Origin of the sequence: Turneriella parva DSM 21527 (assembly GCF_000266885.1) — a bacterium.
Lineage (GTDB): Bacteria > Spirochaetota > Leptospiria > Turneriellales > Turneriellaceae > Turneriella > Turneriella parva.
Genome location: NC_018020.1, coordinates 1611184 through 1635688 on the forward strand (window position 1 = coordinate 1611184; position 24505 = coordinate 1635688).

Sequence of the window (24505 nt, forward strand, 5' to 3'; positions counted from 1 at the left end):
CTAGTGCATGGCAATCATTCGCGCAAAATTCAGATACTCTTCAGAATCGTGACGTATAAACTCCACACCATACTTGAATGCTTTGCCGTAGCCGCCTTCGGGCGCGGGGTCTGTCTTTTTCCAGCGAATGTGGCCGCGCAGATCGAGAATCTTGTCGGGTGCTTCTTCTGAAACTACCCAAATCGCCATCAATTGGTTCTCGGCGTAATCAACGTATGTCTGAAACGATAGCCCGCTTTGCGAGATGTCGATGAGAAACGGTGATTCAAATAATTCGGTAGTGCCGAGCTCGAGATTGAACGCTGAAATCCACACCTGGCTGATTCCTTTTTTGCGCGGATTCTTGCGCCGGTCTTGCTGCGGCTGCTCAAAGTAAGCGAGTAGCTTCTGTCTGAGCGCTGCGCGACTGACCGGCTTTTGCACGAGATACGCGATTTCATTCAGAATGCCGGCATCGAGCACGCCCGGCGCCTGTGCGTCGTAGAGCATAAAGCAAGGCACATCAGCGTAGGCGGCGCGAAACGCTGCCAGCAAGTCGCGAAACTCGGTATTGATTGCTTCGGGCGAAAGCACTGCAAGCTCCAGTGGAAGTTTCTTGCCCGAATCTGGCAGACGCGTGATGACGTTCGCTCCCAGTCGGCCCAGCAGTTTCGTTTCGCTCGTGTCGATGCCCGGCGCGAACAAGAAAATATTTTTGCCGGTCAGCGGGAAAAAACTAAACTGTGCAAGCGCCTTTTCCAGTGCTGCGCGTGTGAACGGCTTCTCGAGCATGTGATCGATGTGGGCGAGCAGCGATGAGTCGACGCGGCCACGCTCGACGAATTCGTGCAGCACGAGCACTCTGAGCAGTGGGTTCTTCTTTTTGATCGCTGGCAGTTTTTCTGCAAGCCCCGCCGCCCCGCTGTAGTGCACGACGAGCACACCTTCGGCGTCGTCGGCCATTCGCAGGTCTTCGAGCCTGGTTAAGTTCTGTGTTTCGGCGCCGCGTGCGCCTACGTAACGTGAAATCGAATCGGTGACTGCCGCTGACTCGCCGTGCAGAAAGAAAATCGTATCGGCGAGCGCGGCCTGCGGCATATTCGCTGCTAAGTCATTTTCAGCGCGCTCTTCACCGACGAGATGAGCCGGTCTTCGGTGAAGGGTTTGATGATAAAGTCGTGCGCGCCTGCTGCAACTGCCTCTTTAATAAAGCGGCTTTCGCCAAGAGCTGAAACCACAATAACTTTCGCGTTCGGCACAGCTGCCTTGACGAGCTTCGTGGCCTCAATGCCCCCCAGATTTTTCATCGAGAGATCCATCGTGATCAGGTCGGGCTGCAGCGTCGTCGCCATCTCGACGACCTCGTTGCCATCGGTTGCTTCGCCCGCAACTTCAAAACCTTTCGATTCTAAATGGCGGCGAATCACCTGCCGCATATACCCCGAATCGTCAACGATCAGTACTTTCTTCTTATCGGCCATATATAAGGAGCGACGAGTTCTGTCTTGATTTTACGACGACTTTCCGCGATTTTTTATCGAAATCCAGATTTCTGGCAAATACGCGCCAATGATGATCATGACCAGGCCGACCAGGTTCGCGCCCGAAAGAAATTTCACCGATTGCCAGCGGTCGGCGCTCGTATTCATAATCGAGAGGTACCAGCCGCCGACCACAAGCGCGAGGCCCAGAAGGTGTGCTATGGTATAGGTTTTAATTTTTTGCCACATAATAAGCAGTAGGATTGATGAATGTTCTGAGGGCTGCAAGCCAAAAGCATCTTCTGGTTTCCTGTTGCGTAGCAACATGAAACCAGAAGATGTGACATAATTCGATATCCACAACACTTGTTCACTAATATCGCTTTTTTTGGCCCCTGAACTATATGGCGACGCATATTACAGTGATGGAGTGGCATAAATTGCGCCGTAAAGGCGCCATTGCTGTCGTCCAATATATACAGAGGGAAACATGAAGAGCGCAATGCGTTGGAAACTACTGATCTTGGGCACACTGGCGGCGTATGCTTTGGCGTGCGCCCCTAAACGAAATATTACCCAATTCGCAAAAAATAAAGAAGCCGAAGCGGGACAAACCTACACCGAAGAACAACTGCGCGCAGCGTTGGGGTCTGATCGGTATGATGCATTGGTTGTGGGTATTGGGCAAGATAACCTCAACTTGCTGACCTATGGCATTGGTATCTCGAACATGACAATGTTGATGAACGGCATTTCAACTCCCGGTAAATTGCCCGCCCTCATGTCAGATGGGCCAAACTCGAGAAAGCTGACGTCGATTAACGTGCTTGAGCTCTTGAATAAGTTGGATGATGCATGCCAGCAGCCAGGTTCATATGTCAACCCCTCACCCGACCCCTTAATCAACCCAGGTGGTGGGTGCGATACCCTGGGTAAAATGGTCAACATGATCAATGGCGTGACCGTCGCGGGTATGGAAGGCATCAAGAATATTGTGCACGGAGTGCAAGATCAACCTCTCGACCTCAATGGGTCTGCCTATCAGAATAGAATCAGCCGGTTGGCCTTTTTGATTTCTTTGCTGAACGAAAATTTGAGTGTCATGCCCACACTGGTGAACGACTTGTCGGCGCCACGTTGCTCGAATAATTCATATGCAACCCAAGGCACTTGCAATGCAGCAAGCGGTACATGGGAGGCGGCTTCTGGCAAGTGTGTTTTTCCACAGTTTACGATGACCGCTGCATGTACTGGTGCTGGCCATAGCTGGGATTCAGCCCTAACGGGAGGCACTTTCTCGAGCGTTGGAAATACTAAATTGATTCGATTGGTCAACGATTCTCGCGATATGCGAGATCTGGCTGTCATCATCAACAATACCACCGTGCTCAGCAATATAACTGCGGTTATGGCTGGCCTTACTGGTAACATTTATTGCTCTAAACCTGAATATGTCACCCAAGCAACGTGCACCGGTGCTGGCGGTTCTTGGACAAACACTCTTTGTAGCAATCCAACGCACACAACGCGCGCAGCCTGCACGGGCGCTGGCGCCACCTGGACATCAGATGGCATCGAGAACATGGGTCGCATGATCAACGAACTTGATCGTGTGTGTGATGGTAATGGCGCCACAAATGGTAAAGCCTGCATCGACGCGGGTGGTACGTGGCGCACGAAAGCATCAAAGATTCCGGTAATCGTTAATAACATCACAAACGTGCCCAACATGTATACGATCGTCAATGGTCTGAGCAACGACGGCAAGCGTCCGCAGTGGCCGGTGGGTGGTGCAACTGTGCCGCTGCCAATTGGCCTCGGTCTGCCAGCACCTTACGCCGGTGACGCAGGCAACGTCTTTGATGGCGTCGATTCAATGGTTGCGACTATCAACAAACTCTACGTAACAGCCGATGCCGATTCATTCGGTACCGAGGGCATGAAGCGTATGGCCTACCTGGTGAACAACCTTGATACGACCGGCGTCTTTTCGAACGACACGAATTTCGATGACACGACCGGCGGCTTCAACTGCGTCACTGGAAACTTTGACAATCGTTTGAACTGGGCGTTCTCCAACAACGGCAGCGCTGCTGCGCCATTTAATGGCCGCAGCTGGGCCTCAGATAACAATTCTGCGCAGTCCGGCACGTGCTCTATCCGCAATGATCCAACTGCCGCGACCGTACAGACGCAAACTCAATCCGCTGAGCTTGTGGCAAATCTCACGACTGGTGGAAATATCACATTCTATCGAAGAACGGCACTTAATACCGGAGATGTTTTGCGGTTTTACATTGATGACGTACAGCAAACATGCGGTTCATGCACGGGAACACAGGCGTGGTCGCAATTATCTTTTGCCGTGACAAGCGGCGTTCATAGATTTCGCTGGGATGTTCAACGCAGGTTGAACAGCACTGGTCAAGTTTGGATTGATACGGTTGCGCTGCCTGGCGACAAAGGTGCTGCCCGCACTGCAGCACAGAAGACTTTTATCATGCTCAACAACCTATACATAAATTCTAGCCTGACGAACGTCGCTGATATTCTGAGCAATGTTACTGTCCCGAATTCACCACCGGGGTGCTGGACAGGTTCGACCGTTACCTGTGTACCTACTTGGAACAATGGTCTTGATACTCTGATTCACACGGTGAACCGGGTTGAATATCCCGCGCTCATAACCGATCTGCCACGCCTTGCGGAAACCGTGAACCAGATTTCGTCTCTGCAGATTATGTATGACATCCTCAACAACATGGATGGTCAGAACTCGACCAATCAATTGGTGGCGATGATGGACTTTATTGAGACCCCCGGCAACCTGCCGATACTCATCAACAACCTCTCCGGTCAGGCGGGTGTGCGTACTGCTGATATTCTGAAGAGCCTGAATGCCGCGGGTAAATCGAATATGCTGCGCGTACTTGCGAACACTCCGAACGGTGCGCCCGTGCTTGATACGGCGCGCTTGCTAAATGGCGTAGCAAATACGATCCGCGTGGCAGAGATTCTCAACAGCTTAAAGCTCTCAGCGAACGTTTATAACACCGTTTCGTCAACAGTTACGATCACAGCAGCAAACCCTGCGGTGGTCACTTGGCTTGCCGGAAACCACGGGCTGGTACAGAACGCTAGAGTCTCGATTTCAACTACTGGGAAATTGCCTGATGGTCTGTTCTCCGGGCGCGTCTATTATGCCTGCCGTACGTCAAACAACACCGCGCTCTTGGCGACTAGCTTTGAGCTTTCGACAGACCAAACGTGCGCATCGCGCGTCAGCACGCTTGGTGGTACTCAATCTGGAACCCACACTGCAATGGCCGGCGACGAAACCGTCTTTGCTTCGCCTAACCGAACCGGTGGCCAAAAGCTCGCAGAGTTCTTCAACGCAGTGAATAGCAAAGGTAGCGGCAGCGCGAACATTTGCAATGTTAACGATAACGAAGACGATTTTTGTATCAAGAACCATCTGGTGCGTCTTGTAAACGATATTGCTACTTCGGCTTCAGGTTCAACTACCGTGGCTGATATCGTGAGCAACTTGCGCCCTAACGCTGGCCCGGGTGGTAACACAGGCGTTATGCGCATGGTCGATGTGCTCTTCGAAATGAAGAACCAGAATTCAGGAGCTCCTTATACCAATCCGCTGTCCAACAGTACAGCTGAGGATTTTGGCCGCCTGACAGCATTCATCAAAGACATGACTGGCGGCAATGCAGGCCTTAACACGGCGCGAATGGTAAACGAAGTTAACCTGGGTTACATGAGCACCAGGGTGACCTGGCTGCTGCAGAACATTAATCGCATGCGCTATTTGTCGCGACTTCTATCAGAGATGACGAGTGTAGACCTGATGTTGCAGTTGCTAAATGATAGTTCGACCAATATCAATACGATTGATACGCTAGTGGATACGCACGGAAATAATACCTACGGCGCTGGCGCAATTGGCTCCTACGCTGGGGCAATATATGGGACGAGCCCCAGCGGCTATGGGTGCACTACATCTGATTGCGATACCAATACTACAGACCAGTTGGGTCGCCTGATCCAGATGATCAATAACATCTATGCAATCGGTAACACACTCACGCTCATCAACGACGTAGAAGATATCACGTATGTTTCGTACCTGGTGATTAACGTGAATCGTATCAAGTACCTGACCGATATTGTGAACCGTTTAACAAATGTTAACCTTATGGTCCGGGTTATCAATGGCGCCGACGCCTGCGGGGTTTACATCGCGGGTGTCAACGATGTCACCGACACTTCTGCAACTTGCGCGACAGCAAGCGCTCCTGCGGCCAACACGTGGTCAGGTGTAGGGAAGTGCAAGACCAATCCGGCCCTCACAACCGCGGCCGCTTGCGGCGTGGCGAATTGGGAAGGCGCAGACAAGGCGAAGCTCGTTGCCCTCATAAACGGTATGGGCAATAGCGAACTCAAAGGCAACTTGGACGAAGGTGATTTGGTCGGCGCAGGCAGTAACACGAAGGCAGTAGGGGAACAGTTCGTGTTGGCTGATACAATGAACAAACTCGGGTATCAGGCAGATCTCGTTACACCGCGCAGTTTAGGTCAGCAGATGCGCGTTGTTCGCGTGATCAACCAGGTGCAGTACTGTGGTCTGAAGCCGCAGTATGACAAGCGCATTCAGAATGGCCCCGCCTGTGTGAATGCTTCGAATGTAATTCAAGCGGGCTATCAGTTTGAAGAAGCCTGCACAGCGGCAGGACTATTCTGGAGGGCAAAATACAACAGCACGAACGTCGGAAATTGTACCGCCAACGGCGGTACGGGAGCTGTCGATGGAACTGGTTATGGTTGCTGGGTGCCGGCAGCCACGATATATAATCTGTGCGGCGACCCTAGTTATCAGAAACCCACTACTTCTTCTCCCGCTTCTGGCATCTACTATAACAACGGTGATCGATATGACGGGCGTAATCGCATTACTGCCCTAATGTTGGGTGTTACCAACGGTGATGCTTTCTCAGTTGTTGTGGGCGATGTGCAGGATACTTCAAAGACGATCAACATGGTCAACGGCGTTCGCCGCGTGCGCACGCTCAGCCAATTTGTAAAATGGCTTCCGGGCACCGTAACAGCGGCACTCGTGAATAACACGCAACCGCCAGCGATATTACGTTCACTCGTTTATCTCGCGAATAATCTTGAAGAAAACGAAGACGATACAGCGAAGGCTTTTGCTTCTATGGTGCATTTCGGCATCAGGATGGTAGCTCAACCTGGTGGTCGCAGCATGACTGGTGGCCCTGCAGGAAACTGCATGGAGTTTACCGGGCTTGGACCGCGCCGGCTTGCAGCAGTTATGAATCTCGAAGCCGGGCCTTATCTTGAAGGCTTAGTCGGTAACCTCGGTTGGCAGATATCAATACCCGCTATGAACTGCGGCTGGGCTAAAGACGCAGCGCAAGACACCGCCAGCTGTAGCGCCGAAGATGGCCGCACCGGCGGCATGTATAAGGCAGTGGGTAGAAGCTATGTTGGAAATCCGAGACCGACTGGTAACCAGTGCGTGCGGCCGCGCGAACTTACTGCAGGCTACCGCTACGGCGATTGGACTTGGGGTACAAATCAAGGGGTGAGATCGCCAAACTGCGTACGCTTTATGCCTGAACCCTCAGGTCTGCCGGGGCTGTCTTGCACGAAGGTTACCGACGAGATTATTGACAGTGGATTTTCCACAGTTTTGGGTTCAATTGGTTCAGGTATTTCTGACGCCGGGTGCGATGGCAGCTCGGGCTGCCTGGATATGTGGGCTATCTTGAAAGGTCAAGGCACAGGTTTCGTTGGTTCGATGATGAATGATACCGGTTCAGCCATCGGGTTTCCGCCGCCACGCGTGTATAGTGATAGTGAAAACTCTACTACCGGTCTGAAGGGCGGTACAACTACACGTTGCACACAGGGTAGCAATGACGGCAACAACTGGCAGTGTATTCGGGTTGGCCTGAATGGTGGAGACATGCGCCCCGGTGATACAGGGAATGGATATTATTGGGGAACCTATTGTGCCGCTGGTAACAGTCTTACAGTCGGATCAATATCCGGAGCTGCAGGAAGCACAGCGTTATCGCAAAGTTGCGTGGCAAATGGTGGTACGTGGAAAACTGAGCGCAACTACCAAGGGCCGAGCTGCAATCTTGATCCATCTATATTAGGTGCGGCCACGCCGAAGTTAGGGCCGTGATAAAAGAGTCATCCTATAAGATGCGATGATGGTCTAGCCGAACTTCTTGGCGCCGTTATGATGCGAACTTTCTTGTTTTCTGTGCTGTTCACCGCAGTTATCTGCACCGTTGCAGCATGTGCAAAAACGAATACCGCTCCCAAAGGACCTGCAAAAACTGCAATGCGGGCCAAGATTATTGAGGCTTTCTTCAGTTCACCATTGAAAATAAAAGGTTCGATGAATGGTTTTTGGTCTGTTGACTTGAAAGAATTTGCGTCGCATCTCAAAAAATCTCGCAAAAGCGACATCAACTTGAGTATGACCAACTACTATCTTCGTATTGAAGGTTCTTTTTGTGACGAACTTTTTTTTGTGGATGGAGGTGATTTCACAATGAGCGCCGGAAGCCTAAAAAAGCTCGAATCAACCAAAGATCGTAATATTTATTCGGTCGTCTACAACAGGGAGCTTCCTCAGGGCACCAAGCTTACCCAGGGTGGGATTCTTTCAGCCTTCATTGATGAGAGGCGCATAGTTGTTGAGTTTCCAGATCATAAACTGACATTCTTTCCATCTGATGAAAATCCTGCAGTTTTGTCCGCACGCTATGGCAAAACCCCATGACACCGTCGGGCTTTCGTTTCTCGCGGCTACAGGTTGTCTTTCAGGTTTTTTTTGCGGTGCTCTTAATCTTTTGCTCCCGCAAGCCGCCTGAATGGTCCCCAGACTTGAAAAATTTCCTCAACAAGGCGAATCGTGAACTGGACGAATTGGCCCCCTTCTTTATGCGGAACTCATCACCGGAGAAGGTTATGGACGGGCTAGGTCGCCTGGATAAATTCATGGATGGTATCGTTGTGGATATGCGCCGCATGATCGAAAAATATCCTGAATTGCTCAAAGATTCGCGCGCCGTCGGAACCTATCACCGATTGGAAATCAAGCTTCTGCAGGACAATATCGAACGAATTCAGAAGGATGGAGCTTATTGGTATCAAAAGCTCAACAAACAAAAAAGGTATATCGATCTCGTGCAGCGTATCCACACAAAGATACGCATAGCAGATAAAATGACAGTACCGCCAAATTAATGATCGAGGTATCATTTCCCGAACAGGCACGGTCGGTTACACGCGAAGCTGTGTCGCCTCGGAATTTTGCACGCCAAGCGAACCAAAAAAATCCCGTCTGCGCTGTCAAAACCAACATCTAAGCCCTTTCCGTAATCGACGATGTGATGACGGTTGTGATTGCCGAAAATTCGCTACACTCCCGCGCTCTTGATTTCTACGGAAGCATTGGCCGCAAAGTAAAACCATTCGAAAAACATCGGTATCAACTCAGTCGCAAGGAAACGGCCTAATGACAAGCCCTGTTTTCAAACATCATGCCCCCAAGATACTGATAAGAATTGCAACGCAAAAATTTCAAAACGGCAATAAGCAGTATTTCGATGCTCTAGCGGTCGCCCTCGGGATAAAGGTTTCGGACTACAAAAATGCTCGTTAGCCGCAGTTGCCCCTCAGCAGGGCGGGGCGTGTTATACATAGCGATGAAAAACTAATTCGAAAGCTGATCTCGCAAGTACTAACCTACCAAGTATCAGAAAAACTTGGAGCTGCAAATATTTAGCACAAAACTGAACATGATAATCGAACTTACGACCAAGAATCACGTCTCCGGGCCGGAAGACCGCACCACCTTAATAAGGAAAAGGGCAGGCTTTTTGATTCAAATATTCATTTGGCTGACTAAATGTCTAGGTAGCATCGTTGAGTCATCTTGACTCCGGTCTCGATGGTCGCTCAATGTTGTCGCTGTTAACGCCGGAAGAGCAGTTGCCCACCCATTGTCGTTTGGGGAACATTCTACTATTTTATCGGGCTATTTTGTACCAGATTATGGTCCAAAACAGACGAAATAGCGCACGAAAAGTATACCCTGACTCAGTTCGCTTAATTTCCTGCGAAGCATCAATCTCAATTTCAGCGAAGCTATGCGCTTCTTCCAACAACTGAATTTTGATAACTTTAGGAGTTTTCCCTCGCAAACGATCGATTACCTCGCGCCGCGCTGCGCCAGTACTACAACCAAAGTCTTGGATCCTGTACGAATACAAAAGAGACGTCAATACCGCAACGCATGCCGATCCGACCTCACGCCACCAGATTCTGGGCCTGCCTCCGATACGTCGTCCCAAAACCAGTTCAATGCCGTTCGACGCCGCTATGGCCAATTTCTTTAAGTCTTCGAGCTTGCATGGCAAGTCACAGTCAACGGATATTAATATAGCTTCTTGGGCCGCAAATGCACCGCGCGCGCTCGCCCATTGTTGTCCCAGGTTGATGCTGTGTCGCAGCAAACGAATATTTGGATTTTCGCCAGCCGCCAATTTTAGCAGCGACCACGATTCATCAATGCTGGCATCATCTACGAATATCAGCTCGTACCGTGTGAATTCTCTAGCAAGATATGAAGTTAATTGGCGAATTGTCTCCGCTAAGATAGCAGCATTGTTGTAAACTGGCACGATGACGGAGACGGCAAAATCTGCTTTCATTTCTTAATAAGCAGTCATCTTTGATTGTGGCAGCCAGATTATGAGTCTCTTGTGATACTTGTATTCGGGTTCTCTAATGAAATAGAGAGTGGCCGGGAGCAATGCGGCCGGCCAGGTCACATGCTGATCAAGCCAACGCACATAACTTAATTTCTGAAAGTTGAAGAATTCTTCAATTTGCTCTGGCGAGCCGTCGCTGACGACAATGGCTTCGGGATTCGCGGTTAACCAGCGGCGCAACCTGAAGAGATAACTATCTTCGCCGCAGCAGGGATAAAAGATATTCTGGTTACGGTAATTCAGCTCACTCCCCGCATACCAAATCTCGCCGACCGTAAGGACTGGATCATTCACTACAAAAACGACAGGCTTGGTCTTCGGCATAGTTTCCGGGAGCTTGAACAGGTGGACATTTTCGCGTTTGTAAAAGTGATTGGGCATAACCAACTGGCTAAAATTCCATGTTATCAAGAAAATGGCTAAGATCCAGGCTAAGGTCATCAAGCCTGCGTGCAGCTTGCGGAGCGTAAATGCCACAAGCAGGCATAGCAGCGGCGACAAAAAAATCCAGCTGTATATGGCATTCGCCCGCGTACCGGCGATAGCCAAGGCAATCGGCCATCCGAACAGCATGAAGAGGCAAAAGATCTTAATCGGAATTTGGACATTGCTGTAAAAAAATCTCCAAGCGGCTACACCGATGCCCATAAAGAACGGAACCGCAAACCAGTTCATTACGGGAATGGTTGCCGGAATGAAGATAAAGCCGTGAAATATAGTTTGCATTGCTGCCCAAAGCCATGTGAATCCCCCAAAACGCTCATAATCGAGATGTGCATATATGAAGAAAGTTCGTAGAAAATCCGACGGATGTTCAATTTGCAGTACGAAAAATGGTACAACAAAGTACACAATGCCGATAACGAACAATGCTCCTGCGCAAACTAAAAGCAGGTGCCGCCATTCGTTCTTTCGTACGAAGCCCAGCAGCACTACCAGGCAGACAGAATAGGAAAGCGCCGCAGTGTGGTAGCATACGGCAACGCACAATAAGAATGCCCCCACGTATAATCTCCTTTTAGTCCCGGACAATGCAAAAGCGAAAACCTGCCACGTGCCTGCCAGGGATAGCGCCAGTGAGGGCATGTGCCATTCGCCGGAAAAAACAGCCAACAACGATGAGTGCGTCGTAAGAAATAGTGCCGTTGCCGCGTTTGACACACCCTTTGAGAATCGCATTTGCAGAGCGAGGAGATAAACAAATACCGCTGCAGCCAGAGTTGAGAAAATATTGGTAAAGCGTATCCAACTTAGTGCGGGGACCTTAAACCAGTCGAATGCAATGCCTGCCAGAACATGACCGAGGGGGTGGTTTGGGTGATAGCGTCCGAAATCCGGCAGGTATTCACCTTGAGCCAGAGCGAAAGTGGTGGATAGGTTGTAATATTTCTCAATGGCAGCAGCGTACGAGTAGGCTTCCATTGATTGCAGCTGGAAGGGGAAGGCGACAAACAAGACCAGAGCCACGGCAAGCACCAGAATCAGATGCCTATGATCGCGGACGATTAGAATCATGGAGAAAATCAACTAAGTGGCAGCATTCGCGTAACTGGCGAGGAGCCGATTCACAATATCGTAGTTTAGCGATCCTGGCGACCCAAAGACGCGCAGTTCGTGTTCGGCCTTATTCTTGATGGCACGTTTGATGAAATTCATGAGCGAATCCCGTTTCCGCAGGTACGTCTCTCTGCTAATTGAAATGAGGAAAGAGTCGCCATCTTTTTCTTCCAGATCGAAGCCGAAAAACGTGTACATTTTAATCCCAGCCGTGTTATCCTTAAGCACTATCGATTCAATTCGATTCACCTCGCAGTGGTAGCTGGCAAAATCAAGTGCCAGCAAAGCCGCAAATACGGGTATTCTAGTCGAGATATAATCATCATCCCAGAAGAATAAGCCACAGGTGCTGCTAGCCCGATTCTCAGGTATATCACGCAGGTACACAACACCAATGCGCTTTTCCTCATGGATGACAACAAATACATAGTGCTCTTTTCGGTTCATTTCATCGAACCATTTATCCTGTTCAGCTTCAGAAATAATCTTGCGGTACACATGGTTCTCTCGGACAAAGTCCTTATTGCGCCCGAGTCGTACTACTTCTTTGTCATTTTCGACCATTCGGCGAAGCTCGATTCCGAATTGTCGCAGCGTCAGCGGCTCATACCTCCGTTCCTGCTCATTTGGTGTTGGCATGCTTATCTCGAGGCCAGCATCTGATGTTCCGATGCCCTTGACAATCTATATTATCGAAATCGGCTGAAAAATAGTGCCAAAAACAACGTTAAGAGCTTCGCAAAGGAGTAACTTGTGCTTGCTGTAGATGAATTTTCGGAAGGATGAATTTCTATCTCAATGTATGTGTTGGCCAATCTAAGTAATTCCAGTTTCAAAAGGCGGACAGGCTTCGCATCTGACCGGCGTTCTTCAATCAAGCGGCGATGGGCCGCGGCAATGCCACACCCAAAGTCGGAAATTTTGAAGGGGTAAAGTTGACGAAAGGTCATAGTAGCGATTCGGGAACCGACACCGCGCCACCAGCTGCGGCGAAGATTTTTAGGTCTTTTGCCCATTACGAATTCATAACCTTTTCGAGTCATGATCGCCATCTCCTTAAGATCTGCGAGCGCGCAAGGGAGATCGGCGTCGACAGCCAGAATGATTTCCTCTCGTGCGAGGAAGGCCCCATCAGCTATTGTCTGCTGTTGGCCTTGGTTATGTTTATGCATGAGTAAACGGATGTTCGGATTGTCAGATGCAGCGGCGATAAGGATCTTCGGTGACTCATCAGTGCTGTCGTCATCCACAAGAATCAACTCATAGTTTGCGAACTCTCGGGACAGGTAATGGGTAAGCGCTGAGAGTGTCTTCGGCAATACCCTGGCGTTGTTAAAGACCGGCATGATTACAGATAGGCCGAAAAGCTCCATGATTAATAACGGACTAAATTCTCAGGAACCCAAATAATCAATTTTTTCTCATTCCACGGAGATGCGATGTGTTGCACGTACAGCGTCGACGGGACTAGATCCAGAGGCCACTTTGCTCGGCGATCGATCCAACGTACATAATGCAATCCTTCGCTTCGCAGCAAATTTTCCAAACCGAATTCATTGCCGTCGCTCACAAGGACAAATCCCGGATTCTTCCTAGTCCAATTCTTTAGTCGGGAAAAGTAATTATTTTCTCCGCAGCAAGGAAAGAAATGCATCTGGTTGCGGAATCCCAATTCGCTACCCGCAAACCAGATTTCAGGATCGGTAAACACCGGCGAGTTCTCGACAAATGCCACTGGTACACTTGTTGGCGCCGCCGGGGGTAGACCAAAAAAAAATATGTTATCCCGCCTTTGCAGGCTGTTAGGCAGTAGCGCGAAAACCAAGTTGCAAATAAGCAGGCAGCCAGGGATAAAAGACAGGTAGGTTTTGGCTCGCCGGTGAAGATCAGCTATCGCCTTAACGGCGACTAGGATAAAGAATGGCAGCAGAAAAAGCCAGCCCAACAGGGCATCGGGGCGTGCCGAAAAGGCCACGTACAGCGCAATCCAAGGGCCTGGCATGAGTAAGATTATGGCCTTAAGATGCCGCTGGATTTGGGCCCGGTAAAATCTCGAAAAGGCAAGGCAAATTATTAGAATGAGCAAACCTGCGTATAACTCTGTTCCTTTGAACCCCGCGGGTGTAAAGATGACTGATTGCAAAAGCGTTCGGGCGGCGACGCTCAACCATACAAAGCCCTCATACCGGGTAATGGGGAGATACTTGTAGATCAGAAAAGTTCGGAGAAACTCTTCAGCGGAGCGAAAACCAAATAGAATGAATGGTATTACAAAATAGACAAGTAGTAGGATAATAAAGATCAATAAACCGGCAATTAAGATTTCCCGCCACCGCTCGTGTATTGGTCGTACGAAGAGGAGCACGATACCGACCGGGATCATGAAATAGGAAGCTCCCAAATGATATGATGCGCCGAACGCCATCAGTAAGGCCGCGGCATAGAGATTCCTTTTCCTTCCCTCTACCACGTAGGTGAAAGCCTGCCAAACGCCTCCAAGGCTCAAGGCCAGGGCGGGCATGTGCCATTCGCCGGAAAAAATCGTAAATAGCCCGCAGTATGTAGACAGAAAAAGTGCAACAGTCGTAGCAGAAAGGCCTCTGGAAAATCGCAATTGTAAGAGTATGAGGTAAAAGAACAGGCTTCCAACTAGAGAAGCGGTCATGTTCATGAACCGCATCCACGCCATGGCTGGTATGTGTAGCCAGTCGTAGGCCCAACCGGCAAGTACATGGCCTAACGGATGGTTTGGGTGGTAGCGGCCAAAATCCGGTAGGTTTTCGCCCTGAGCCAGCGAAAAACCAATAGAGTCCTTATAGTACCGCTCAATTGCTGCAGCATAGTTATAGGGCTCAATGGATTGAAGCTGTAGGGGAAACGCCAAATAAAGCGCCAGTACTATCGCCAGCACAATTGTGAGATGTCGGTGATCGCGGACGACAGATATCACCAGTTTAGCGTTGGTCACACCACCCGACAGCTTATCGGGACGGCCTTGTCAACGTATGTTTACAGGAGAACAAGCAGTAGACTCATGGCACAAGGCCTACAATTGCCAAGGAGTAATTTTATTCTCAATATGCGAAATGCCAGAACCCGTAACATTCCCTGCAATCACCGGAGCAAGCATCTGGAAGAGAATGAAGTGTACGATGCCCGGGCCCACTGTCCAATTTGCCTTTACTCGGGAAAGAGGATTCAAGGTATTCGGCTACAGTCCAACCCCATAATTCATCTCTTGCACTGCCCTGCTTGTGGTGGGCGTTCGGCGGCATGGATGCCCCGACCTGAAGTTCTGCAAAACTACTATTCCGGTTATTTCGATTCGAGTGCAGCGGCGGGGGAAAGCGATGCCGTTTGTGTGACATTCCAGGGAATCGAGCGTTTCGCCTGCCATCTGATCAGGGCCATGCCTCTAGCAGCAGGCACTTCGCCAGTGCGCATTCTCGATTATGGTGGCGGCGATGGGTCTTTGGCGCTGGCGATAGCGAAATATCTGGGTAAGCGGCCTGTTTCGATCACGCTGGTTGACTACCAAGAACCTCGGGCGATGCCTGTGCCGGAGCATGTGCAGGTGGTGCACCTTACAGAACTAAGTCAGGTTCAGGAAAAGGATCCAGGACGGAAGTTTGATATCGTGCTCGCCTCGGCAGTTACAGAGCATATTCCCGAGCTGAACGGGGTTCTAAACTTGCTATTCGGCATGATAGAGCCGGGTGGCTACTTCTACGCCAGAACCCCCTACATGAGTAATCTCATCGCTTACCTGCGATTCATCGACTTTGTGTACCCGGCCCATGTGCACGACCTGGGGGCATCGTTCTGGAACCGAATAACCAAGACTTTCCACTTGAATGCGGATATCATCGTTTCCCGTCCTTCCATTGTGGAATCGGAATGGCGCAAGGCATTTATAAGGACCCTCGTAGCCTATACTCTCAAATTTCCGGCGCACATCGAGGGGAAAATCGCACCGCATCGGGTCGATCGGTGGTGGAACCTGGTCGGGGGGTGGGAAGTCGTGTTGCGCACGCGCCAGTGAGTGCGCCCTTACGCATTGGGCCACGAAAATCAACCAGGCAGTAACGAATTTATTACCGGAAGATTGAGTGCGCTCTTGGTGCCGCCGATTTTCAACTCCTGCTCTTCCCTCTTTTTGGCTGCGCGGCAGGCGAATGCCCTGAGGCGGTCTCTGTTCGCCATGTAAGTCTTCTTGTCCATAGTGATATTATAAGATTCGCTATCTCGCTCAGTGAACTCGAATCCAAAAAATTGATTCATCTTGATCGCCGCAGAATTGCTTTTGAGTACCACGGATTCCGTGCCGGAGATTCCAACGTTATAGAAAAAGAAATCCAGCGCAATGAGAATACTTAGAATCGGAACCTTGGTTCCGATGTAGTCCTCGTCCCATATGAACGCGCCGCATCGGGGCACCATTCGATCCGGAAGGAAATCTTTGACTATGACAATACCAACATCCCGGTCATGGTAATGAATAATTAATATATAGTGTAACGGCGACGATACTTCTCTAAACCAGGTCTCGTGCTGCTCAATCGATATGATTTCACGGTAAACATGATTGTTCCGAACAAACTCCTTATTTCTGCCGACACGTACCATTTCTTTATCAGCTTCGGTCATGCGCCGCAGTTGAATACCGTACTGCGTTAGAGTCAGCGGCTCGTATTCGGAAGTCTCATCCATCTGCATACAAATTAGAATGCTTACCCAAGAAATACGGAGTCAAGATTGTTTTCAACTGTTCACTATAACCTTGTTGACGGATTATCGCATGAAAGTCATGTTGGGCGCATGGGGGCAAAGAATTTTGATCATTTTTTGGCGGAATTCAGCTACCCCGTTCGCTTTTTTTTCATTCTAACCATCGGCACACTTTGCTGGGTAGAGCCTTTCTTTCTGCCGGAAAACAGCATAGGCGGTGTGACGGCAATCGTCGCGCAAGGCCATTTTTTGTTGGGGTACCTGTACCAGTACAAAGCTGGAAAAATGAATCAGGCCTACGCCATGCTTTATTTGCCGGTCGCCGTACTCTTGTTTGGCGCCAGCATTTTCTTACCAGTGGAGCGGCTCATCTATGTGCTCGCGGCAACTTATTTTCTGGTGCACTATTTTTATGATGAGCGGTATCTGCTGAAGGAAAGAGCTGAATTCTCTGGCTGGAAAATCACGTTGCCGACCATTGCCGTACTTTTCGCCGAAACACTCTACCGTTATGCTGGTCTGCGGTATGCTTTGTTGCTACAACTGGCGTTCGTCGTTAGCGCCGCCTATATGCTCTGGCTAATCCTATCGGAGATTCTCCGGATACACCGCCTTTCAGCCCGTAATTGGTACTTTTTGGCAACCTTCTGCATCGCGGCAACGTTGACGCTTTCTGGTAAGGCAGCTCCTGGTTCCCTTAACCCGAATGCGTTGAATTTTCTGATCTTGATGCACTGTGCCAACTGGTATTGGCGTTACGTCGAGAAATTTTCTGCAGATCGCAAATTGCTCCGCAGATTTTCTGTCGAAACGGTGATCATAAATCTATTTCTGGGTGTCCTGATGTTTTTCCGCTTTCACTCATCTTATTCAGTTTTTGTGTCAGCCTTGGCGGGAGTCCTCTTTGTGCATCCGTATTTTCAGGTATGGTCGCTCTTGCACTTTGTGGTAACATACAGACCTGCGGACAACATGAACTGGATACCCATGCGAGCCAGCGCATGAGCTCGGCTGTTCAGTATTGATCGATGAGTACCTTAGTAATACGCACCTGGAAATTGTTTCATCGCCTGAAAATTCCGTTCACATTGATATACTTTTCAGTCAATTTTGGCTTTCTCACGCGCTATAGGTTTGAAGGGAATATATGGCTGCTACTCGCGGCGTTCACGATTCAAAATTTCGCAATGCATTGGTTCAACAATTTGTTTGATTCAATTGAAGATGAAATAACGGGGCAGCGTACTGTCTTCTCCAGGCCATCTCTCGTATTGCTGCTGGCAGTGGCAGCGACTTTATTATCGTCTTGGATGGTCTGGTATTTCGGATTCAGCCTGCTATGCTTCACGGTTCTGTTCGCGTTGATGTTCCTATACAGCGCACCTATTGGGTCTTGGCGAATCAAAAAGATACTGTATCTGAAAAATATCACAGGTAGTCTTTTCTGGTGGTATATTCCCTTCACATTGATAACCGCATCGCATACGACCGCCGGTTTCAGACAGGTGTTCATGGAGAACCTTGTCTTGCTCGCCATTTTTATGCCGTTCGAGCCGCTTTGGGATATTAAGGATATGGAGGGCGACGAGGCTTCGGGGATCAAAACGATTCCCAATCAGTTTGGCCTGGCTGCTACAAAACTGCTGGTTGTATCAGCCTTTTTGCTACTGGCCGTGGTCAAGCTGAGCAATATCACGTATGTGATTTTTTTTCTGATTCCCCTGAGTATTCTGACAATACAGATAACACCTAAAAATAAACTGCTGATTTCACAATTTATCATGACTTTCGTTGCGTTTTACGGCTTAGCGGGGCATGTCCTCTTACCGACTCTTATCTTACCCATGTTGCGAAAATGAAAGGGCAGGGTATACTCTATCGCATCGTATCCTGGTGTGGTCAGCGATTTATCGCAGTTAGCGAATATGTCCTGCGAAGATACTCCAGCCCGGCTATCAAAGAACCCGGTTGGGTGGCAAATCTTTGTCTGTATACCGACACAATGCGTGCGGAGTTTCTGCAATTATTCGACGAAAACATTCGCGAATATGGCATGATCTCGCCGGAGCAACGTCGTATTACCGGAGGAAACTCCTGGAAGATATTCATCCTCAAGGCTTACGGGCGCACATTTCGGGAAAATTGCCTCCAGGCAAAAGAGACCGCGCGTCTGTGTCTCAGTATACCTGAAATTACTTCGGCCGCTTTCTCCGTGTTGGAACATGGTACGCACATTACCCCTCACCGGGGCGTGTATGCCGGCGTACTGCGCTGCATCATTCCATTGATTGTCCCCGACGGCGACTGTGGCATTCGCGTCGGAGAAAGAGTGTACCGTTGGCAGGTCGGAAAACCAGTGCTGTTTGACGATACAATCGAACACGAGGCATGGAATCGCACCCAGGAAAGACGCGTTGCCCTGCTCATTGACTATGTTCAACCGCTGCCGCAGCCGCTTGCCGCGATCAATCGTTGCGTGATTTGGCTGATTGGCAGATCGCCGTTCATTGGTCGAATGTTGCGGGCGAGTATGTAAGTATCCATCCTGGCCGCTATCATGAAGAAGTTGTGAACAGGATACGCAGGCGGCGTCCAAGTCAATTTGGGCGCGATATGACGTCGATTAGGGAGGTCGATTGAGCAATTTGGTTAACAAGCTGATTAGGATCGTGTTCGCGCCGGTCTCGCGTGGTTACGGCGCATTTCTCTCGCTTTTTTTCCAGACGAAACCATTTTATGATCCGGCGACGATTTCCTGGGCAGCGAGACTGGAAGAGCATTGGCTGGAGATCCGGTCCGAGCTGGACGCGCTCATGCGGCTACAGGCCGACCAGTTGCCTTCGTTCAGCGACCTCGCGCCAGGCGAGGAGATGTTCAGGCACGTGCGCTGGAAGGTCTTCATGTTTAGGGCTTACGGGCACTTCATAGAGCAGAACTGCAGGCTGTGTCCCCGGACGACGGAGCTGATTTCCGGGATTCCCGACATCACGACGGCGTTCTTTTCGATTCTGCATCCGCGCATGCACATTCCCCCGCACCGCGGTCCCTTTCACGGCGTCTTGCGTTGCCACCTTGCACTCATCGTTCCCGGCAGGGCGGGCGAAGCCCTGTGCCGGATTCGGGTGGCTGACGAAGTTCGAACGTGGGAAGAGGGGAAAATCCTGCTTTTCGATGACACCTTCTGGCACGAGGTGTGGAATGATTCCGATTTACCGCGCGTGGTCCTCTTCATGGACGTAAAGAAAAGGCTCCCCTGGCCGATTAATTGGATCAACGGCATTACATATTGGATCCTATCGAGGGTCTTTTTGCCGATCATGGCCGACAGGAAGCAGATGCAAGTGCGACCTGCTAAGCTGAGCTAGTTGGCAAACGCTTGCGCGCGATTCTTACAACTCCGCAGTTCCGGCAAGACCATTTGACGGGTAAGGCACCGGAACACCATAACCACGGCCATGGAAATCCCTGATGGTTTCCTCTATTTTGCCTTTAGCATCCAGGGCCCTATACCAACATGGGTTTAAGTTCGCTACTTCTGGCGCGGGGCCAGCATTCTGGCAGGCAGTGCCGGCGTCAAATTTTCACCCCCTAAGAACGCGTATAGGACACTCGTCTCAAGTGTTAATGCGGGCGAAGTTTGTGGCACCAGCAGTGTCGCCGACTAGACAGACTTCAAAAACCATATAGACCTAACTTTGAATTTTGCGGTAAAGTTCCTGAAGCCTATCACATATTCAATGGTGGCCCATTCGTTTCATCGGAATAGCCAATCGTTCAGTTCACGGCACCACAGATCGTAACAAGCGGACGCAGGCTTTGCACTTTCGAATAAAGTGACAAATAGTTCAGGTTTCTTCTGCGTCTTCGCGATTCTCTTCTGTACCATAGGAGTCGGCATCTTGGAGTGTACATTCGTTCACAATCTTTAATCGATCTTAGGAGGAGTAAATGAAATCTATTTCCAGAGTCTCTCTGGTTGCGCTCTGCTGTGCAACCGTCTTTCACTGCAGTGGAAAATCCAACATGCAGGTGGCAACACCTGGCAACAACGACATCAAGGCACTCAATGAAGCGACCAGCGTGCAGGCGCGCGTGCTCGCCGACACAGGTGCGACGCTGGCTATTGGCAGCAAGGTGCAGCTGACGGTACCTGCCGGGGCTCTCACGCAAGATACCGATATCACTGTCGAAAAAAAGTCCGTCGCACCTGCGCAGGGCATCGTCGTGCCCGTCGCGAAATCAATTGAACTCGGCGCACACGGCACACAGTTCAACAAAACTGTCGCGCTCAATGTCTGCTACGACCCGCAGGTTCTCGCGAGCCAGGGTCTCTACGAAGAGACGCTCGCGGTCTATTACGTCGATGCACAGACCGGCGAATACGGTTCAGTTGGAGGTTCGGTGAACAAGACGACACACTGCGTGTCGGCAAACATTGAGCACTTCTCTACGTACCTGGTCGCAGCACAAAACCTTTCGGTTAACCTGCCGGTTGCCGAACAGCTGCCGCAGATCAGCGTCACTTACCTGCCGGGCACACCGATCGCGGGCTTGCCCGTGAAAGTACGCGCAGCGATCACCGACTTCAAGCTCACCCCGGTTTCGAACGGCACCGGCGTGCAGGTTGGTTTCGGCCAAATCGCCACCGTCCGTTACTGCTACTACACCGCACCGGCCACTGCGTGTTCAGGTGGATTGCAAAACCTGGCGCCTGACTATGACGACGAAGCAAATAATTTTTACAGCTTTGTGATTCCTGCAAGCCAGGTCACAACGCAGGGCTTCACCGTTTCATACGAAGTCTACAACAGCCTGGGCTTCAAACGCACGCGCACGGTGAACTACGTGCCCACGCGCACAGCCACCGGCATCCAGTTTACCAGCAATGCTGTCGTGAACCTCGCCGCAGGTTTCAAGCGCTCGTACACCGTGCAGGGTTTGAGCGACACCGGCACGCCGCAGAACATTCCCGTTGATTCATTCACGCTCAACGGCGGCATCGGCACCGCAACGCAGACCGGTGTCTCTGTCATTCGTGTCACCGGAACAACAGCTAACCCGCAGGCGATGCGCACTGGTTCACTCACCGCCACAGCGGGCGCTTTCTCTGTGACATCGGCCGACATCAACGTGCATGCAGGCCTGCTCGACCACATCTCGCTGCTGTCACCGACCGGCGTCGTACTGGGCAACACGATCACGATCAACGCTAACACGACGTATGATTTTGACATCCTGGGCTACGACGCATTCGGCAACACCTCGAACGTACTGCCGCAGTTTGTACTCGTACCCGTTATTGGCGCAGGTACCATCAGCTCCACAGGCCTCTACACAGCACCGGCAACAGCCCAAAGTGCGACACTGGTCGCCACGCTCAATGGCGTAGCGGATAGTATTTTGATCAATGTTCAAACACCGGCCACTAACGGCCTTCCGCCGGCAATGGTTGTACCTCCTACTGTGCCCACTATGGCTTTGGGAATGGGATTGGCGAATAACGGAACTGATACCTATGCGATTTGGGTTGAAGTTGGCTCACCGGGCTGGAATCTTATCCTAAGCCGCTGGAATGGAGCTGCCTGGATACACCTAGCAACGGCAACTTCAACTACTGCAATCTTTAATGCAGATCTTGCATTTGTGAATGGCCAGCCCGTTATCGCCTACACGGCAGAAGATATTTCTCCGGCGCCTAGGAATATCCGATTTTTTCGCTGGAACGGCGCAGCGCTTGAGCCAATCGCGTCACCGGCAATCGGCGGAGTCAGTGCATCGACTGGCCAGGTTGACATTGTCGCAAATGGAAACCTATTGTATGCTACTTGGCAGGAACTAACAAGTGGCTTATATAATATACACGTTTCTGTATGGAACAGCAGCACCAATACTTGGTCATCCCCCTCGTGGCCACAAGTGAATCCAGTCGGTGTAAACGGCTACTTTCCTAAAATAGAACTCTATCAGTCGCAACCGCTCGTATTGTTTTCAGCTGACGGAGCTGTAACCCTGAGACGATGGGATGGAGTTTCTACCTGGACTGCCGTTTCTTCTGCCGTTTCGGGAGACCTTAATTTTCCGGGGGCTGGCGCGCAAATCAATGGCCCGCAGTTGGCTGTTGATGGCTCCCACATCTATTTGGCATGGTCAGCCTTTGACGGTAGTATGACTAATGTTTACGCCGGGCATTATGATGCCGGGCTTGATACTTATGTCTTTTTGGGAGGCGGTGCGGCCGACAGTTTCTCACCCTTTACAGCTGGCGCGTTCGTGTCCCTGCGTCTTTTCTCAGGGGTTCCATATCTGGCATTTTATAAAGAGGATCCGGCAGCATTCCAGACATATGTGCAGCATTTTTCGGGCGGAAGCTGGGTGCCTGATTTTAATTCGAGTAGCCCGACAAATTTTGCTGGGCCGAGCTTCAATGAAACCGCAACGAAGCACAATTCGGTTATCGCGCTCTCCGAAGTCAGCGGCGTAAAGTATGCGACATTCATTGAGTTTGACGGTGCATATTTGGGTTCACCTTCAACGATGTATTTGAGAATTTTACCATAAAAAAGGAATCCTGAGTAATAGAGCCGGCCCGGGAAGAATGGGCCGGCTTTCAACGATTCCCGATTAGAAACCTACCCCAGAGTATTCAGGCATTCTTGGCCGCAGCTTGACTTTCCCCATAATCCTTGACGACCTGTCTTTTTCTAAGTACTTTCCCCGATCGCGGTTTGCTTCGAACGCTGACAGCGAAACGGAAGCCTCGCAACTTTCAGAGAAAGTTGCTGCTAAAGCGCTTCGCTGCTTTCGTATCGCGAAGATGTCGCGTTCTTGCAAACCAATTTGGTGTCGTAGCCAAGTGGTAAGGCAGAGCTCTGCAAAAGCTCCACCCCCGGTTCAAATCCGGGCGACACCTCAATGTTCTTTCTTCTTTGTGTGCTTTGCACACAAAGAAGAAAGAAAAATTTAGGCCCGTGTGATGGAATTGGTAGACATACAGGACTTAAAATCCTGGGGCAGCAATGCCGTGCCGGTTCGATTCCGGCCACGGGTACACGAGACAGGCGGTGCGGCAGCAACTACGGCGGCCGGTGGCGGTTCGTCTGAGATCCTCACTTCTCGCATACCGCTTATAGATTCGCATTGCCATCTCGATATGGTTGTGGAGCGGGGGCTGTCGGTCGCTGAGATCACGCAGACTCTTATTGCCAATGATATTTCTGGCCTGGTTGAGATTGGCGCCGACAAAGAGGCGATGCTGTGGGCACGCACACTGGCGCACACCTCACGGCAATTCGAGGTTTACTACACGATTGGGCACCACCCCGGCGAGGCCAAGTCGGCCGACGCATCTTTTGGTCTGAAGTTCATCGAAGAGAATAAAGATGACGAGCGTTTCGTCGCTGTTGGCGAAATTGGCCTCGACTATTATTACCATGCAGACGAGGCGCCAGAGCAGAAGCAGGTGTTTATCCAGTTTGTCAGGGCGGCGCGTGAAGTTGGCCGGGGTATTGCGATCCATACGCGCGAAGCCCACCGCGATACGGTGGATATTCTGAAGGCCGAAGCCAGTGGCCTGCCCGTTTTGATACATTGCTTCACAGGCAACCTCGAAGAGATGCAAGAGTTTGTCGCGATGGGCTGCTACATCTCGTTTTCGGGCATCGTGACTTTCAAAAATGCGACGGCTTTACAAGAGGCTGCCAAAGCCTGCCCGCTCGAAAAGATTCTGGTCGAAACCGATGCGCCTTTTCTGGCGCCGGTGCCGCACCGGGGCAAGACCAACCAACCCGGTTTTGTACGCGATACGCTCGATTTTCTGGCCAAACTCAGAGGTGAAGATGCCGAAATTCTGGCCGCCGCGTGCACAAAAAACACGCGGGATTTCTACCAATTGGGGCTGCGCGGCAGGCTGTGAAGCTTTAACGGAATTTTGTCGAT

Annotated in this window: 19 protein-coding genes and 2 tRNA genes; 12 read left to right on the plus strand and 9 right to left on the minus strand. The window is 50.6% G+C overall.

Going from position 1 to position 24505, the window contains the following annotated elements; all coding sequences use genetic code 11:
- Genes TURPA_RS07870 through TURPA_RS07880 form a run of 3 tightly spaced genes read right to left on the minus strand, consistent with a single transcriptional unit; the run spans position 1 to position 1709 of the window.
- Entirely contained in the window at positions 1–1077 is a 1077-nt protein-coding gene (locus TURPA_RS07870; protein ID WP_014802767.1) for a PilZ domain-containing protein, read from the minus strand.
- Positions 1078–1085: 8 nt separating this feature from the next.
- Positions 1086–1460 (minus strand): response regulator, encoded by a 375-nt coding sequence (locus tag TURPA_RS07875; RefSeq protein ID WP_014802768.1) that lies wholly within the window; start codon positions 1458–1460, stop codon positions 1086–1088.
- Between the two features lie 30 nt (positions 1461–1490).
- Entirely contained in the window at positions 1491–1709 is a 219-nt protein-coding gene (locus tag TURPA_RS07880) for a hypothetical protein (protein ID WP_041948393.1), read from the minus strand.
- Positions 1710–1950: 241 nt separating this feature from the next.
- Between TURPA_RS07880 and TURPA_RS07885 the strand changes: the two genes are divergently transcribed.
- The 3 genes from TURPA_RS07885 to TURPA_RS07895 all read left to right on the plus strand — a co-directional run bounded on the left by TURPA_RS07885 (position 1951) and on the right by TURPA_RS07895 (position 8756).
- Positions 1951–7683 carry a hypothetical protein gene (locus TURPA_RS07885; RefSeq protein ID WP_014802770.1) on the plus strand — a complete coding sequence of 1911 codons (5733 nt, stop codon included), beginning with the start codon at positions 1951–1953 and terminating at the stop codon, positions 7681–7683.
- A gap of 81 nt (positions 7684–7764) precedes the next feature.
- Positions 7765–8289, plus strand: a complete 525-nt coding sequence (locus TURPA_RS07890; RefSeq protein ID WP_157210440.1) for a hypothetical protein — start codon at positions 7765–7767, stop codon at positions 8287–8289.
- Positions 8286–8756: a hypothetical protein gene (locus tag TURPA_RS07895; protein WP_014802772.1), complete on the plus strand. Its 471-nt coding sequence runs from the start codon at positions 8286–8288 to the stop codon at positions 8754–8756. Before TURPA_RS07890 ends, TURPA_RS07895 begins: the two co-directional genes overlap by 4 nt.
- Before the next feature lie 785 nt (positions 8757–9541).
- Here TURPA_RS07895 and TURPA_RS07900 read toward each other — a convergent pair.
- From TURPA_RS07900 to TURPA_RS07920, 5 genes are read right to left on the minus strand one after another with little or no spacing between them, the layout of a single operon-like run.
- Complete coding sequence (locus TURPA_RS07900) at positions 9542–10225, minus strand: glycosyltransferase family 2 protein (RefSeq protein WP_014802774.1); 684 nt, start codon at positions 10223–10225, stop codon at positions 9542–9544.
- A 3-nt stretch (positions 10226–10228) separates the two neighbouring features.
- Positions 10229–11800, minus strand: a complete 1572-nt coding sequence (locus tag TURPA_RS07905; protein WP_014802775.1) for a hypothetical protein — start codon at positions 11798–11800, stop codon at positions 10229–10231.
- 12 nt (positions 11801–11812) lie between these two features.
- Positions 11813–12481, minus strand: a complete 669-nt coding sequence (locus TURPA_RS07910; RefSeq protein ID WP_014802776.1) for a GNAT family N-acetyltransferase — start codon at positions 12479–12481, stop codon at positions 11813–11815.
- 50 nt (positions 12482–12531) lie between these two features.
- The gene (locus TURPA_RS07915; RefSeq protein ID WP_014802777.1) at positions 12532–13215 is read right to left on the minus strand and encodes a glycosyltransferase family 2 protein; all 684 of its coding nucleotides are present in this window, start codon (positions 13213–13215) and stop codon (positions 12532–12534) included.
- 2 nt (positions 13216–13217) lie between these two features.
- A complete protein-coding gene (locus TURPA_RS07920) occupies positions 13218–14810 on the minus strand; it encodes a hypothetical protein (RefSeq protein ID WP_014802778.1) in 1593 nt (530 codons plus the stop codon).
- A gap of 309 nt (positions 14811–15119) precedes the next feature.
- Here TURPA_RS07920 and TURPA_RS07925 point away from each other — a divergent pair, with 309 nt between their 5' ends.
- A complete protein-coding gene (locus TURPA_RS07925) occupies positions 15120–15884 on the plus strand; it encodes a class I SAM-dependent methyltransferase (protein ID WP_014802779.1) in 765 nt (254 codons plus the stop codon).
- A gap of 29 nt (positions 15885–15913) precedes the next feature.
- Here the strand turns inward: TURPA_RS07925 and TURPA_RS07930 are convergent, their stop codons facing one another.
- Complete coding sequence (locus TURPA_RS07930; RefSeq protein ID WP_014802780.1) at positions 15914–16558, minus strand: GNAT family N-acetyltransferase; 645 nt, start codon at positions 16556–16558, stop codon at positions 15914–15916.
- 102 nt (positions 16559–16660) lie between these two features.
- Here TURPA_RS07930 and TURPA_RS07935 point away from each other — a divergent pair, with 102 nt between their 5' ends.
- From TURPA_RS07935 to TURPA_RS22525, 8 genes are all read left to right on the plus strand, one after another.
- Positions 16661–17575, plus strand: a complete 915-nt coding sequence (locus tag TURPA_RS07935) for a hypothetical protein (RefSeq protein ID WP_041948396.1) — start codon at positions 16661–16663, stop codon at positions 17573–17575.
- Positions 17576–17598: 23 nt separating this feature from the next.
- The gene (locus TURPA_RS07940; protein ID WP_014802782.1) at positions 17599–18429 is read left to right on the plus strand and encodes a UbiA family prenyltransferase; all 831 of its coding nucleotides are present in this window, start codon (positions 17599–17601) and stop codon (positions 18427–18429) included.
- Complete coding sequence (locus TURPA_RS07945; RefSeq protein ID WP_014802783.1) at positions 18426–19106, plus strand: aspartyl/asparaginyl beta-hydroxylase domain-containing protein; 681 nt, start codon at positions 18426–18428, stop codon at positions 19104–19106. The genes TURPA_RS07940 and TURPA_RS07945 overlap by 4 nt, the downstream gene beginning before the upstream one ends.
- Before the next feature lie 100 nt (positions 19107–19206).
- Positions 19207–19935: an aspartyl/asparaginyl beta-hydroxylase domain-containing protein gene (locus TURPA_RS07950; RefSeq protein ID WP_014802784.1), complete on the plus strand. Its 729-nt coding sequence runs from the start codon at positions 19207–19209 to the stop codon at positions 19933–19935.
- Positions 19936–20518: 583 nt separating this feature from the next.
- Positions 20519–23128 carry a hypothetical protein gene (locus TURPA_RS07955; protein ID WP_014802785.1) on the plus strand — a complete coding sequence of 870 codons (2610 nt, stop codon included), beginning with the start codon at positions 20519–20521 and terminating at the stop codon, positions 23126–23128.
- A 281-nt stretch (positions 23129–23409) separates the two neighbouring features.
- Positions 23410–23480: transfer RNA gene (locus tag TURPA_RS07960), tRNA-Cys, on the plus strand.
- A gap of 54 nt (positions 23481–23534) precedes the next feature.
- Positions 23535–23618 (plus strand) — tRNA-Leu (locus tag TURPA_RS07965).
- Positions 23592–24482, plus strand: coding sequence for a TatD family hydrolase (locus tag TURPA_RS22525; protein ID WP_157210442.1), 891 nt, complete (start codon positions 23592–23594; stop codon positions 24480–24482). The genes TURPA_RS07965 and TURPA_RS22525 overlap by 27 nt, the downstream gene beginning before the upstream one ends.
- The last annotated feature ends 23 nt before the right edge of the window (positions 24483–24505 follow it).

What these genes read in the sequence shown, in the direction of transcription:
- TURPA_RS07885 (WP_014802770.1), top strand. Translation starts at nt 1,951, where the DNA reads ATGAAGAGCGCAATGCGTTGGAAACTACTGATCTTGGGCACACTGGCG.
- TURPA_RS07900 (WP_014802774.1), bottom strand. Translation starts at nt 10,225, where the DNA reads ATGAAAGCAGATTTTGCCGTCTCCGTCATCGTGCCAGTTTACAACAAT.
- TURPA_RS07945 (WP_014802783.1), top strand. Translation starts at nt 18,426, where the DNA reads ATGAAAGGGCAGGGTATACTCTATCGCATCGTATCCTGGTGTGGTCAG.
- TURPA_RS07870 (WP_014802767.1), bottom strand. Translation starts at nt 1,077, where the DNA reads ATGCCGCAGGCCGCGCTCGCCGATACGATTTTCTTTCTGCACGGCGAG.
- TURPA_RS07935 (WP_041948396.1), top strand. Translation starts at nt 16,661, where the DNA reads ATGGGGGCAAAGAATTTTGATCATTTTTTGGCGGAATTCAGCTACCCC.
- TURPA_RS07955 (WP_014802785.1), top strand. Translation starts at nt 20,519, where the DNA reads ATGAAATCTATTTCCAGAGTCTCTCTGGTTGCGCTCTGCTGTGCAACC.
- TURPA_RS07905 (WP_014802775.1), bottom strand. Translation starts at nt 11,800, where the DNA reads ATGATTCTAATCGTCCGCGATCATAGGCATCTGATTCTGGTGCTTGCC.
- TURPA_RS07930 (WP_014802780.1), bottom strand. Translation starts at nt 16,558, where the DNA reads ATGCAGATGGATGAGACTTCCGAATACGAGCCGCTGACTCTAACGCAG.
- TURPA_RS07875 (WP_014802768.1), bottom strand. Translation starts at nt 1,460, where the DNA reads ATGGCCGATAAGAAGAAAGTACTGATCGTTGACGATTCGGGGTATATG.
- TURPA_RS07925 (WP_014802779.1), top strand. Translation starts at nt 15,120, where the DNA reads ATGCCCCGACCTGAAGTTCTGCAAAACTACTATTCCGGTTATTTCGAT.
- TURPA_RS07940 (WP_014802782.1), top strand. Translation starts at nt 17,599, where the DNA reads ATGAGTACCTTAGTAATACGCACCTGGAAATTGTTTCATCGCCTGAAA.
- TURPA_RS07895 (WP_014802772.1), top strand. Translation starts at nt 8,286, where the DNA reads ATGACACCGTCGGGCTTTCGTTTCTCGCGGCTACAGGTTGTCTTTCAG.
- TURPA_RS07915 (WP_014802777.1), bottom strand. Translation starts at nt 13,215, where the DNA reads ATGGAGCTTTTCGGCCTATCTGTAATCATGCCGGTCTTTAACAACGCC.
- TURPA_RS07910 (WP_014802776.1), bottom strand. Translation starts at nt 12,481, where the DNA reads ATGCCAACACCAAATGAGCAGGAACGGAGGTATGAGCCGCTGACGCTG.
- TURPA_RS07880 (WP_041948393.1), bottom strand. Translation starts at nt 1,709, where the DNA reads ATGTGGCAAAAAATTAAAACCTATACCATAGCACACCTTCTGGGCCTC.